At 72.6% G+C, this 12,979-nt stretch carries 12 protein-coding genes and 1 pseudogene; 7 read left to right on the top strand and 6 right to left on the bottom strand.

The features are described from left to right. The first annotated feature begins 36 nt into the window (after positions 1-36). The 5 genes from OG286_RS03435 (at position 37) to OG286_RS03415 (ending at position 5,414) form a co-directional block, all read left to right on the top strand. Entirely contained in the window at positions 37-1,326 is a 1,290-nt protein-coding gene (locus OG286_RS03435; protein ID WP_396324917.1) for an extracellular solute-binding protein, read from the top strand. Between the two features lie 23 nt (positions 1,327-1,349). Beyond that, positions 1,350-2,291, top strand: coding sequence for a carbohydrate ABC transporter permease (locus OG286_RS03430; RefSeq protein ID WP_396324977.1), 942 nt, complete (start codon positions 1,350-1,352; stop codon positions 2,289-2,291). A gap of 85 nt (positions 2,292-2,376) precedes the next feature. Further along, a complete protein-coding gene (locus OG286_RS03425) occupies positions 2,377-3,231 on the top strand; it encodes a carbohydrate ABC transporter permease (RefSeq protein WP_396324978.1) in 855 nt (284 codons plus the stop codon). A 181-nt stretch (positions 3,232-3,412) separates the two neighbouring features. Next, a complete protein-coding gene (locus OG286_RS03420; protein ID WP_396324918.1) occupies positions 3,413-4,855 on the top strand; it encodes a GH1 family beta-glucosidase in 1,443 nt (480 codons plus the stop codon). Between the two features lie 79 nt (positions 4,856-4,934). Next, positions 4,935-5,414, top strand: a complete 480-nt coding sequence (locus OG286_RS03415; protein ID WP_396324919.1) for a hypothetical protein — start codon at positions 4,935-4,937, stop codon at positions 5,412-5,414. A 177-nt stretch (positions 5,415-5,591) separates the two neighbouring features. Here OG286_RS03415 and OG286_RS03410 read toward each other — a convergent pair whose 3' ends face one another. The 4 genes from OG286_RS03410 to OG286_RS03395 all read right to left on the bottom strand — a co-directional run bounded on the left by OG286_RS03410 (position 5,592) and on the right by OG286_RS03395 (position 8,467). Beyond that, positions 5,592-6,059 (bottom strand): MarR family winged helix-turn-helix transcriptional regulator, encoded by a 468-nt coding sequence (locus tag OG286_RS03410; RefSeq protein ID WP_396324920.1) that lies wholly within the window; start codon positions 6,057-6,059, stop codon positions 5,592-5,594. 62 nt (positions 6,060-6,121) lie between these two features. Further along, positions 6,122-7,336, bottom strand: coding sequence for an MFS transporter (locus OG286_RS03405; protein ID WP_396324921.1), 1,215 nt, complete (start codon positions 7,334-7,336; stop codon positions 6,122-6,124). Positions 7,337-7,446: 110 nt separating this feature from the next. Beyond that, positions 7,447-7,926: an SgcJ/EcaC family oxidoreductase gene (locus OG286_RS03400; RefSeq protein ID WP_396324922.1), complete on the bottom strand. Its 480-nt coding sequence runs from the start codon at positions 7,924-7,926 to the stop codon at positions 7,447-7,449. Beyond that, the gene (locus OG286_RS03395; RefSeq protein WP_396324924.1) at positions 7,919-8,467 is read right to left on the bottom strand and encodes a hemerythrin domain-containing protein; all 549 of its coding nucleotides are present in this window, start codon (positions 8,465-8,467) and stop codon (positions 7,919-7,921) included. Before OG286_RS03395 ends, OG286_RS03400 begins: the two co-directional genes overlap by 8 nt. Positions 8,468-8,790: 323 nt before the next feature. Here OG286_RS03395 and OG286_RS03390 point away from each other — a divergent pair, with 323 nt between their 5' ends. Further along, on the top strand, positions 8,791-9,693 hold the full coding sequence (locus tag OG286_RS03390) for a LysR family transcriptional regulator (protein WP_396324925.1): 903 nt from the start codon (positions 8,791-8,793) through the stop codon (positions 9,691-9,693). Positions 9,694-10,118: 425 nt separating this feature from the next. Next, positions 10,119-11,423 (top strand): YncE family protein, encoded by a 1,305-nt coding sequence (locus OG286_RS03385; protein WP_396324926.1) that lies wholly within the window; start codon positions 10,119-10,121, stop codon positions 11,421-11,423. 31 nt (positions 11,424-11,454) lie between these two features. Here OG286_RS03385 and OG286_RS03380 read toward each other — a convergent pair whose 3' ends face one another. After that, positions 11,455-12,360, bottom strand: a complete 906-nt coding sequence (locus tag OG286_RS03380; protein ID WP_396324927.1) for an MBL fold metallo-hydrolase — start codon at positions 12,358-12,360, stop codon at positions 11,455-11,457. Positions 12,361-12,574: 214 nt separating this feature from the next. Beyond that, positions 12,575-12,962: pseudogene (locus tag OG286_RS03375) on the bottom strand (LysR substrate-binding domain-containing protein); the annotation flags it as partial. Positions 12,963-12,979: the final 17 nt, after the last annotated feature.

Below are 12,979 nucleotides of genomic sequence, written 5' to 3'. Positions count from 1 at the left end.
GCCCCCGAAGCCCGCCCGCCCCGCCAGGGAGACCTCATGCGCCGCTCCGCCGCCGCCCTCGGCAGCACCGCCCTCGCCGCCATCCTCCTGCTCACCTCGTGCAACAGCTCCGCCGGCTCCTCCGACACCGCCGCCGACGGCAAGGTGACCATCACCGTCGACCTCTTCGGCACCTTCGGCTTCAAGGAGAGCGGCCTCTACGAGGAGTACATGAAGCTGCACCCCGGCATCACCGTCAAGCAGACCGACACCCAGGACGAGGGCCAGTACTGGCAGGCCCTGCAGACCAAGCTGGCGGGCGGCGGCGGCCTCGCCGACATCCAGGGTCTGGAGGTCGGCCGGGTGGCCAGCGTGCTGCAGAAGCAGGCCGACAAGTTCACCGACCTGAAGACCCTCGGCCTCGGTGCGGTCAACGACGAACTGGTGCCGTGGAAGGGTGCCGCGGTGAAGACCGCCGACGGCCGGGTGCTCGGCGCCGGCACCGACATCGGGCCGGAGGCGATCTGCTACCGCACCGACCTGTTCAAGGCCGCCGGCCTGCCCACCGACCGCACCGAACTGGCCGCCCGCTGGTCGACCTGGCAGGGCTACCTCGACCTCGGCAGGGAGTACGTCGCCAAGGCCGCGCCCGGCAATGTCTGGACCGACAGCGCGGCCGGCATGTTCACCGCCGAGGTCGGCCAGCAGAAGGTCCGCTACGCCGATGAGAGCGGCAAGCCGGTCTTCGAGACCAGCCAGGCCGTGAAAACCGCCTGGGCCGACGCCGGCCGACTGGTTGCGGACGGCCTCTCGGCGAAGCTGCCGCAGTGGACCCCGGAGTGGAACAAGGCCTTCAGCACCGGCAAGTTCGCCACCCTCAGCTGCCCAGCCTGGATGCTCGGCTACATCAAGGGCCAGGCGGGGGAGGCCGGTTCGGGCACCTGGGACGTCGCCCCCGGACCAGGCCGGACGGGGAACTGGGGCGGCTCCTACCTGATGGTGCCGAGGGCGGCCAAGCACCCGAAGGAGGCCGCCGAGCTGATCAAGTGGCTGACCGCCAAGGAGCAGCAGACCACCCTGTTCACCAAGCAGGGCTCCTTCCCGTCCTCCACCGGCGCACAGGCCGCGATCAAGGGCGTCGCCGACCCGTACTTCAGCAACGCGCCGATCGGCCGGATCTTCAGTGAGTCGGCGGCCGGCATGCCCGCCCAGGTGCTCGGTGTGGACGACGGCGTGATCGGCAAGGCGTTCACCGACGCCCTCGGCGAGGTCGAGCGGACCGGCACCGCGCCCGACACCGCCTGGAAGCACGCCATGGACAACATCCGCAAGGCCAACGGCATCTGACGATCGATCACGAAAGCGCCATGATGGCCACCCTCTCCTCCGCCGGCCTGCCCGCCGCCAGCCCGGCAAAGGCCCGCACCCGCCGGGCCGGCCGGCTCGCGCCCTACGGCTTCCTCGCTCCCTTCTTCGTCCTCTTCGCGGCCTTCGGGCTCTTCCCCCTCCTCTACACGGCCTACGTCTCGCTCCACCGGGTCGAGCTGCAGAGCGCCGACCGGATGGACTGGCTGGGCCTGCAGAACTACACCCGCCTGCTGGTCGACCCGTTCTTCTGGAACGCGCTGCGCAACACCTTCACCATCGGCGTGCTCTCCACCGTCCCGCAGCTTCTGATGGCCCTCGGCCTGGCCCACCTGCTCAACTACCGGCTGCGCGGCCGTACCTTCTTCCGGGTCGCGATGCTGCTGCCGTACGCGACCTCGGTGGCCGCCGCCACGCTGGTCTTCGCCCAGCTCTTCGGGCGCGACTACGGCTTGATCAACTGGGTGCTCGGACAGCTGGGGCTCTCCCCGGTGGACTGGCAGGCCGACACGTGGGCCTCGCAGTTCGGCGTCTCGGCCATCGTCACCTGGCGGTGGACCGGCTACAACGCGCTGATCTACCTGGCCGGCATGCAGGCCATCCCCGGCGAGCTGTACGAGTCGGCGGCGGTGGACGGCGCCTCCCGGTGGCAGCAGTTCCGGCACGTCACCGTCCCCGGCCTGCGCCCGACGATCGTCTTCACCGTCGTCGTCTCGACGATCGGCGCCACCCAGCTGTTCGGCGAACCGCTGCTCTACGAGGGCAACGCCGGCGGCGGGATCTCCCACCAGTACCAGACCCTCGGCCTCTACCTGTACGAGCAGGGCTGGAGCTTCTTCCACCTGGGCCGCGCGGCGGCCGTCGCCTGGGTGATGTTCCTGTTGATCGTCGTCCTGGCCCTGTCGAACGCGGCGATCGCCGCCCGGCGCAACCGTACGGACCGGTGACCTCGTGACCCTCGTGCGACCTACCTCCCGCCTCCGGCTGGCCCGCCGCCTCCGGAAGGGCCCGAGCCTCCGGAAGGGACCGAGCCTGCGAAAAGGTCCCAGCCTCAGGAAGGCCCCCCGCTCGCCGCTGCACGGCGGCCCACTCGCCTACGCGGTGCTGATCGCCGCCACCCTGGTGTTCGCGTTCCCGTTCTACTGGACGCTGGTGGCCGCCAGTCGCTCCAACGCCGAACTCAGCTCGGCCGCACCGGCCCTGACCCCCGGGCCGAACCTGCTGCACAACATCGGTGAGGCCCTGCAGCAGGCCGCGATCGGCGAGGCGCTGCTGAACTCGCTGATCGTCTCTGCCACCGTCACGGCCGGGGTGGTGCTCTCCTCCACCCTGGCCGGCTTCGCCTTCGCCAAACTGCGGTTCCGCGGCCGCGGGCTGCTGCTGGCCGTCACCGTCGCCACCATGATGATCCCGCCGCAGCTCGGCGTGATCCCGCTGTTCATGCTGATCGTCCGCCTCGACCTGCAGAACACCCTGCCGTCGGTGATCCTGCCGTCGCTGGTCTCCGCCTTCGGTGTGTTCTTCATGCGCCAGTACCTGATCCAGGCCCTGCCGGACGAACTGGTCGAGGCCGGGCGCGTCGACGGCGCCTCGCTGCTGCGGATCTTCCGGTCGATCGTGCTGCCGGTGGCCCGGCCGGGGATGGCGGTGCTGGGCATGCTGACCTTCATGGCCACCTGGAACGACTTCTTCTGGCCGATCGTCGCCCTCAGCTCCCAGAACCCCACCGTGCAGGTGGCGTTGAAGTCGCTCGGCCAGGGGTACGTACCCGACCAGTCGATCGTCCTGGCCGGCACCCTGATCGGCACGCTCCCCGTCCTGCTCGTCTTCGGCCTGCTCGGCCGCCAGATCGTCGGCGGCATCATGCAGGGCGCCGTCAAGGGCTGAACCCCCGAGACGCCACCACCCCGAACCCGGACCCACCACCCCGAGAAGCCACCACCCCGAACCCGGACCCACCACCCCGAGAAGCCACACCCTTGAGAACCGGCGACCCCGGACCGGCGGTCCCGACCCACGACCCCGGACCCGACGGCCGGCCCCCGAACCCGCGACCCCGGAAGGCGACATGACCGACCACGCCCCGCCCCTCACGTTCCCCTCCGACTTCGTCTGGGGCGCGGCCACCGCCGCCTACCAGATCGAGGGTGCGGCCGCCGAGGACGGCCGCACCCCGTCCATCTGGGACACCTTCAGCCGGACACCGGGACGAGTCCGCAACGGAGACACCGGCGACGTCGCGACCGACCACTATCACCGCTACCGCGAGGATGTCGCGTTGATGGCCGAACTCGGCCTGCCCGCCTACCGGTTCTCGCTCGCCTGGCCGCGCGTGCAGCCCGGCGGCAGCGGGCCGGCCAACAAGGCCGGCCTGGACTTCTACGACCGGCTCGTGGACGAACTGCTCGCGCGCGGCATCGCCCCGGTGGTCACGCTCTACCACTGGGACCTGCCACAGGAGTTGGAGACCCCAGGCAACGGCGTCTCCGCCGCGGGCGGCGGCTGGACGGACCGGGCCACCGCCCACCGCTTCGCCGAGTACGCGGCGCTGGCCGCCGCCCGGCTCGGCGACCGGATCGGCACCTGGACGACGCTCAACGAGCCCTGGTGCAGCGCCTTCCTCGGCTACGGCAGCGGCGTCCACGCCCCCGGCCGTACGGACCCGGCCGCCGCCCTCGCCGCCCACCACCACCTGCTGCTCGCCCACGGCCTCGCCGTCGGCGCGCTGCGCGCCGAACTCCCCGCCGCCGCACAGGTTTCGCTCACCCTCAACCTGGCCGCCGTCCGCCCGCTCACCGAGGGACCGGCGGACCGGGAGGCGGCCCGGCGGATCGACGGCCTGGCCAACCGGATCTTCCTCGACCCGGTCTTCCACGGCCGCTACCCGGCCGATGTGCTCGCCGACACCGCGCAGGTCACCGACTGGTCCTTCGTCCGGGACGGCGACCTCGCCGAGATCTCCCGCCCGATCGACGCGCTCGGCATCAACTACTACACCCCGACCGTGGTCGCCGCCGACGACCCGGCCGATCCGGCCCCCCGCGAGGACGGCCACGGCGGTGAGCGGTCCCCGTGGCCCGCCGACCGGGGCATCCGCTTCCTGCCTGCCGAGGGCGAACGCACCGCCATGGGCTGGCCGGTGGACGCCGACGGTCTGTACGAGCTGCTCACCCGCCTCCGCGACGAGGTGCCCGGCCTGCCGCTGCTGGTCACCGAGAACGGCGCCGCCTACGACGACTACAGCGACCCGGCCGGCGCCGTCCACGACCCCGAGCGGATCGCCTACCTGCACGCCCACCTCACCGCCGTCCACCGGGCGATCGCCGCCGGCGCACCCGTGCGGGGGTACTTCCTCTGGTCCCTCCTCGACAACTTCGAATGGGCGTACGGCTACGGCAAGCGGTTCGGCGTCGTCCACGTCGACTTCGCCTCCCAGCGTCGCACCCCCAAGGACAGCGCCCGCTGGTACGCCGAGGTCATCCGCACGGGCAGGCTCGGGCCTGCGGCCTGAGCGGCCGACCGCGGCCCGGCCGGGAGGAGAGCCGAAAACCCACTGGCGCGAAGGCGGTGACTTGGCCAGGCTGCGGCCCATGGACTGGATGCCCCTGCTCTCCACACTCGCCGGTGCCGGTATCGGCATCACCGCCACCCTGATCGCGGACCGCAACCGCTGGCGGCGCGAGCAGGCCCGGCACGCGCTGGACGTCCGGCGCGAGGTGTACACGGAGTTCGTCTCCGCGCTCAAGGCGGCCGGTGAGGACATCCGGGCGGTCGCGCTGGGCGACCACCGCTCCGACGCGGCGCGCGACGCGGCCGTGCGGGAGGCCTTCCGGAGCACCGGCCTGTACACGGCGAGCGAACGCCTCTGGCTGGTCGGGCCGCCGCCGGTCGTCACGGCCGGCAACGAGGCCTTCCTCAGCCTGCGCCGGATCCGCGACGCCTACGCCCGCGGGGTGGCAGTCGGCTCCGTCGAGGACGCGCCCCTGATCGCCCGGCGCCGCACCGCCATGGCCCGGATGCGCGGCCTGATGCGCGAGGACCTCGGCATCGGGCCGCTGGGCTTCGAGTGACCGCGCCCCACCCGTGACCGCGCCCCACCCGTGACCGCGCCCCACCCGTGGCCGTGCCGGCGGCGCGGCACCGACGCGGGGCGCGGGGGTGGCTCTCCCCTCCGGACCCACCCCCGCGCCCCGTCCCCCGTGCGCCGGCCCCGTCCGTCGGCCGCCTCCGCACTCGTTGGCGTCCCGTCAGGCCAGCGGGCTTCCCACGTTGCGCAGCATGCGCTGCAGCACCCGCAGGGCCGCCGCGTAGTCCGCATCGTCGATGCCCTCGTGGATCCGGGCCCGGATGGCGGGCGCCTGCGACTTGAGCCCGGCCCGGGCCGCGTCACCGGCCTCGGTGATCCACAGCCGTCCGTCGTCGTCCCGGGAGACCCAGCCGCGCTCCAGCAGCACCTCGGCCTCGGCGTCCAGATCGTCCTCCGGCCGCAGGTACGACGCGGTGGCGTCGACCAGTTCGGGGACGGTCATGCCGTGACCGTCCTTGGAGATGTCGTTGCGCGACAGGTGCCGCAGCATCCAGTACTGCGGCTGGGTGAAGCCGAGTTCGGCCTGCTGGCGCCGGATGAACGCGATGATCTCCTCGTAGGCGACGCCGGTCCAGTACGCGACCGGTTCCGCGGCCAGCGCCTGCTGCGTGTACTCCTGCGTTTCCACGGTGGTGTGCTCCTTCGGTGAGGTGGTGTTGCGGGTGGGTGATGGAGGTGGCGGTCTGTTGGTCAGAGCGTGGTCCGGCGGGCGTACCAGACCGTCAGCGTGGTCAGCAGGCCGATCCCCGCGCCGGTCCAGAGAGCGGTGGTGAGGGTCGCCGCGTCGACGATGAGCCCGCCGCCCAGCGCCCCGAGGGCGATCGCGAGGTTGAACACCGAGGTGTTCAGGGCGGTGGCCGCCTCGGTGTCGCGGGGTGCGGACCGCAGGATCCAGGTCTGGACGCTCACGGGGACGCCGCCGAAGGCGAGCCCCCAGCCGATCAGCAGCGCCGCGCCACCGACCGGCGCCGTTCCGACGAGCGGGAAGAGCGCCAGGATCACGGCGAGCGCCAGGCCGATGGCCATGACGATGCTGCGGATGTCGCGCCCCACGGCCGCGCCGACGAGGAAGTTGCCGGCGATGCCGGCGACGCCGAAGGCCAGCAGCAGCGGGCCGACCATGCCCGGGCTGATGCCGGAGACGTCCTGCAGGATGGGGCTGACGAAGGTGAAGGCCGCGAAGTGGCCGCCCACCAGCAGGAAGGTGGTCAGCACGCCGGCCCGTACCGCGGGGTTGCGGAGCTGCGCGGCGAGCGTGGCCAGCCGCACCGGTTCGGTGGCGGGCATCGCCGGCAGCAGGACGAAGAGGGCGGCGACGACGAGCAGGCCGAGCCCGCCGACGGTCGCGAAGGCCGTCTGCCAGCCGCTGAACTCCCCGATCAACGTGCCGGCCGGCACGCCCAGCACGTTGGCGGCGGTGGCGCCGCCGAAGGTGATGGCCGTTGCCCGGCCGACGAACGCGTCCGGCACCATCCGGACGGCGATGCCCGCGGCGAGCGCCCAGAATCCGCCGATGCTGATGCCGATGAGGAAGCGCGCCCCCAGCAGCACGACGAAGTCGGGTGCCGTCACGGAGAGCAGGTTCGCCGCGGCCATCAGGCCCAGCAGTGCGATCAGGACGGTCCGGCGGTCCCGGCGTCCGATCAGTACGGGCAGCAGCGGCGCGGCGGCGGACGCCACGAGGCCCGGCACGGTCACCATGAGGCCGGCGACCCCTTCGGAGACGTCGAACGCGCCTCCGATGGGCGTGAGCAGCCCCATCGGCAGCTGCTCGGCGGTCACCATGGCGAACGTGCCGACGGCCACGGCCACCAGGGCCAGCCATCGTCGCAGGGGTACGGCGTCCGGGCCGGGAGCCGGTTCGGTGCCGGCGGTGGTCGCCCGGGCGGATTCGACTGTCGTCATGTGAGGCGTTCCTCGGGTGGGGGCGGGCAGGCGGAAGCAGCCGCCGGCCCGTCAGCGGACAGGCGTCGTGGGGTGCAGGGGGGAAGGGCCGGCGGCGCGTGCCGTCGGGGTCAGGCCATGACCGGGGTGGTCTGCGCGCTGCTGATCAGCCAGCTGCTCCCGGCTGCCGATCCGTCCCCTGCTTGGTCGAACTGGCCCTCATCGCCGACGAGTTGCCTGACGACGACATAGGTGAGACGCCCTGTGCGGGTGGCGGGCAGGCGGACGCCGGGGCCGTCGTCGGGTGACGGCTCCCGCTGGTCGAAGACGTGCTTCACGCAGGCCACGATCGCCGTGTCGGGGCCGATGAAGCGGATGTCGTCGATCTCGGTCCTCGTCAACACGTCCGCGAGCGACGATGCCAGCGCCGCGGTCATCGCCCGGGCCAGGCTCTCCCGGCCGGCGACCCGCCGGCCTCCGAAGTTGACGACGCTCACGTCCGCCGTGTGGAGCGGGATGAAGCGGGCCGGGTCGCTCTGGTACTCCTCGGCCTCGGCGACCAGCCGTCGGATGGCCGCGAGGTCGTGGTCCCGCTGGGAGAGATCATTCATCGTGCAAACCCCGTTCGTGTCGTCGATCGGCCTGCGCCGCGGGCAGGTCCGTGGAGGTGTCCGGTCCGGCTCGCCGGGCGTGGACCCGGCCGAAGTGCGCCCACTGCTCCTCGGTCACGAGGGCCTGGACCAGCGGGAGCACCGCCTGCTCCTCGTGGCCGAGGTGGCCGCCGACTCCCGCGACGAGCGAACCGGCGAGGTCGGCGAGGAGGTCCGGACCGGCGCCCGGAGCGGCCAGCGCCTCGTCGATCGCCCCGATCAGCCGGTCGATCGCGAGGTGTTCGGCCTCCAGCGCCTCCAGCAGCGCCAGGTCGAAGGGCCGGCCGTTCAGCGCCCGGCGCAGGACCGGCCAGAGCGCGTCGTCCTCGGCGCTGTGGTGGACGCGCAGCGCCTCCTTGAAGGGTTCCCAGACGCCTGCTGTGCGCAGGCCGTCCCGGGGGTCGTCCTCGGGGTCGGCCACGGCCTCGGCGATGCCGTGCAGGCCCCGTCGCAGAACCTCGTGCATGGCGTGCATCGCCGCCATGTCGAGCTTGTCGTTCACGGCCGTCCGTCCTCCGCGCTCGCGCGGTCCGGCGGGTCGCTCGCGGGTTCCGTCACGCGTACGGACACGTTGTCTCCTTCGGGGGATCGGTCGGTCGCCCGTTGAACGGGCAGGCCGTGGCGAGGGCCGGCCGCCGCTCGGAACAGGCGGGCACGGCACGTCAATGAGGTCTGCGGAAAGGCGAGTTGCGCCGACCGAGAAGCGCGGCGGACGTGCTTCCGTGGACTCTCCCACCTTCCACCCGCAGTAGTTCGGCGATCAACGTAGACTTCGCGCGCCGATCGATAACTCCGGGGTTATCGCACGTGAGGGGCGGGGGAGCCGTGGAGCTGCGCGATATCGAGATCTTTCTGACACTGGCCGACGAACTTCATTTCGGCCGTACCGCCGAGCGGTTGCACATCTCCCAGGCGCGGGTCAGCCAGGCCATCAAGAAGCAGGAACGCCGCATAGGCGCCGCCCTGTTCGACCGCACCAGCCGCACGGTGACGCTCACCCCCGTCGGACGCATCCTGCGGGTCGAGCTGCAGCAGGCCTACGACCTGATCCACGCCGGGCTGGCCCGCGCCAGCGACGCCGCACTGGGCGTGCGGGGCACGCTCCGGCTGGGGGTCATGGGGGTCATCGGCAACGAGATGCGCCCGATCATCAGCGCCTTCGAGACCCGGTACCCCGAGTGCACCGTCCAGGTCGTCGAGTACCACTTCAGCGACCCCTTCAGCCTGCTGCGGGCCGGCAAGCTGGACGTGCAGGTGGCCTGGCGCCCCGTGCACGAAGCGGACCTCAGTGTCGGGCCCACTGTCTTCACCGAGGGCCGCGTCCTCGGCGTCGCGGCCGGCTCGGACCTCGCCGACCGTGAGTCCGTCTCGCTGGAGGACCTCGGCGGCCGGCTGGTGCTCGACGGCGGGCCCCGCGTCCCGGAGTACTGGATCGAGGCCATGATCCCCAAGTACACCCCGAGCGGGCGCCCGATACCGCGCGGCAACTCCGTGCAGACCTTCCACGAGCTCCTCTCCCTCCTCGCCGCGGGCCAGATCGTCTGCCCGCTCAACGGCCATGTCCGCCGCTACTACACCCCACCCGGCATCGCCTTCATCCCCATCCACGACGCCCCACCCACCGAGTGGGCCCTCGTCTGGCCCACCGCCACCGAGCCCGCCCGCCTCCGCGCCTTCCTCGACACGGCCGCCGAGTTCGGCGCAGCCCACGCCCCGCGGACCGGCTGAGTCGTCGAGGCGCCTGCGGGCGCGGGGGAGCCGCGGAGTGGCGGCGGGAGCGGAGCCGGGCCTCCGGGGTGCCGGCCCGCAGCGGCGCGAGGGTCGCGACCGCCCGCACCGTACGCACCGCACCGCCCGCATCTCATGCACCTCACGCACCGCACTGCAGCACCCGCACGTCACGTACCACACGGCACCGCCCGTACCGCGCCGCACCGGCCTCCTCCGGCCAATTGGTGGCGACCGACGTCTTGGCAGGGCGTGGGCGCCGTCCTTACCGTCGAGTAACGCGATTGGGCGACACCGCCTCCGACTCGCGCTCCGACGCCTGCCCCCGCACCCCTGCTGTCCGGCGCCTGCTCCCCTGTGCCTGCTTTCCGATGCCCTGCTTTCCGACCCTGCTTCCGACTCTGCGCACCCGCGAAGGAGCGGCGATGTCCCCGCAAGAGCCCCGGTCCGACTCCGGCCCGTCCCGCCGATCCCGGCCCGCCAGGGCCCTGGGCGCCCTCGCGGCCGCCCTCGTCCTGCCCCTCACCGCCATCGCCCCGGCGGCCGCGACGGCCGGCGCCGCACCCGAACCCGCGGGCGCCGCCCTGCGCGAGGTGATGTTCGTCGGCAACAACTGGGACGGCACCGCGGACGTCATCCGCTCCACCGGCGACCTGGCCAGGATCGGCCGCGTCAACGTCGTCCCCGACAAGGACCAGCGGCTCGCCGAGATCTACCTCAACCCCGTCAAGCTCGCCTACTTCCTGGGCATCCGGCTGGGTCCGGGCGAGGGGCACGACCAGTTCGTCGACGACATGTACTCGACCCCGGACGGATCCGCCGTGGTCGTCTCCCGCCCGAGCTTCGCCGACGTGGTGTCCATAGACCTCGCCACCGGGCGGATCAACTGGCGCTTCCCCGTGTCGGGTTACCGCTCCGACCACATGGCGCTCTCCCCGGACGGCACCCGCGTGGCGGTCTCCGCCTCCACCTCCAACACGGTCCACGTGCTCGACGTCCGCACCGGCGCGCAGCTCGGCTCCTTCCAGACCGGCGACAAGCCCCACGAGAACCTCTTCACCGACGGCGGGCGGCAGATCTGGAACATGTCGATCGGCGAGGTCAACACCGCCCTCGACGCGCCGTGGCTGGACTGGACGAAGGGCGACCGCCGGATCACCGTGGTCGACGCCGCCACGTACGCGCCGGTCAGGATCATCGACATGCGGGAGCGGCTGGACGCCGCCGGCCGCTCGGACCTCTCCGACGCGATCCGCCCGGCCGCGTTCACCCCCGACGGGTCGACGCTCTACTTCCAGGTGTCCTTCTTCAACGGCCTGGTCGAGTACGACGTCGCCGCCGACCGGATCACCCGGGTCAAGACCCTGCCGAAGAACCCGGCGACCAGCGAGGACCGCACCACCTGGGTCAACGACTCGCGCCACCACGGCCTGTCGATGAGCCCGGCCGGTGACAAGCTGTGCGTCGCGGGCACCATGGACGACTACGCGACCGTGGTCGACCGGGCCACGCTCCAGGAAGGGCCGCTGGTGCCCGCCTCGAAGCCGTACTGGGCCACCGTGAACGGCGACGGCACGGCCTGTGTGATCTCCGAGAGCGGCGCCGACCAGGTCACCGCGATCGACTTCGCGACCGGGCGCAAGACCGTCTCCGTGCCGGTCGGCGACCACCCGCAGCGGGTGCGCCTCGGCCATGTGCCGGCCGACTGGACCGGCCCCTCGGGAGCGTGAGCGCGGCCGGTCCCGGCGTCACCCGTCAACGTCAATCGGTGTGGTGGACGATCAGGAAGTCGTCGAAGACGTGCCGCCCGGGCCGGCCGGCCACCTCGTCGAGCGCGCTGCGGACGTCGTGCAGCTGGCCGACCGTCATCTGCAGGGGAGGCTCGTCGGGCTGGTACGTGTAGCGGATCGGGTAGTCGACACCCGGCTGGTCGGTCATCTCGACGTGGCAGCCGAGCACGTGGCTGACCGGGTGGTCGGCCGCGAAGGCGATCAGCCGGTCGATCGTCGCCACGTAGGCGTCCCAGTCGGCGACGTACAGGCGGCCCGGGTAGACGGTGTCGCCGGTGAGCAGGAACCCGGTGAACGGGTCGTAGTAGGTGATCGCGGCCTCGTGGTGGCCGGGGCTCGTCAGACAGGTGAGCACCCGGCCGCCGAGGTCCAGCCGGGCCGGCTCGTCGGGGTCGTCGCCCAGGCCGAGGAACGCCCGGACGGTGCCGAGCCCGGCGTCCACCACCTCGGTGTCCGCGCGGTCGGCGAACTGGGCGTCCCCCGCGATGTGGTCGCCGTGGCCGTGGGTGTGCAGGACGAGCAGCCGGTAACCGGTGCGCGGGTGGCGGGCGAGCCAGTCCGCGACCAGCTCGTCGACGACGCGGCGCAGCGGGAAGTACGCGGGCGACGCGGTGGCCCCGGTGTCGATCAGGACGGCGCACTCGTTGCCGAACAGCAGGAACAGGAACGGCGCTTCGTAGTTGACGGCCTTGTTCTGCCGCAGGATGACGGTGTGCTCGTCGTAGTGGTGGACCTGGAGCTCGGGGTCGGTGTTGTGCTTCGCCGACTCGGAGCCGTGGATCCAGCGCACGTCGAGCGAGCGCCCCGCGAGGTGCGCGGCCTGGTCGGTGAAGTCGACCGGGCTCGTGAAGTCGGCCGGTTGCTGGCGGGGGGTCATGCGGTCTCCCGTGGACGTCCTCCTCGCCGGCCGAGTGCGGCACCTGCCCCGCCGGCGGCGGCCCGACTGCGGGCCGCCGTTCGCGAACCTACCAGGCACCGCGGCGGGAGCGCGGCGCCCCCTTCGGGCATGCCCGGCTCCGACCGCCCCGGGCCTGTGTCCGGGCGCCCGGGGATGCGCGGAGCGGCACCGTCGGCTATTCCTCCCGGGCCGGACGGAGTACCCGGCGCACGGCGTCACGCAGCCACTGGTGGCCCCCGTCGGCGGTGCGGCGCGGGTGCCAGGCCATGCCGATCGTCAGTGGCGGCAGCGGCAGCGGGATTTCCAGCAGGCGCAGTCCCAGCGCGTGCGCCGCGTCGCTGAGTGGTGACGGGGGCTCACCCGGCAGCGCGGTCGGCACCAGGCAGACCGCGTCGCCGCCTGCGGCCAGCGCCATCGCCGCCAGATGTCCGGGCAGGACGGCGCTGACCCGCCGGCTGAGCCCTTGCTCAGCCAGGGGCCGCGTCCAGCGGGCCGGTGAAGCGTCCCCGGCGGCTGACCGCCACGTGCTCGGCGGCGGCCAGCCTGGCGGGCGTCAGGGTTCCTTCGGCGAGCGGGCCGCCCGCCGCCGATCCCGCGT

It is taken from the genome of Kitasatospora sp. NBC_00039, from assembly GCF_045160625.1.
Lineage (GTDB): Bacteria > Actinomycetota > Actinomycetes > Streptomycetales > Streptomycetaceae > Kitasatospora.
The sequence above is the reverse complement of the archived record's forward strand: the minus strand, read 5'-3'. Positions and strand labels throughout refer to the sequence as shown.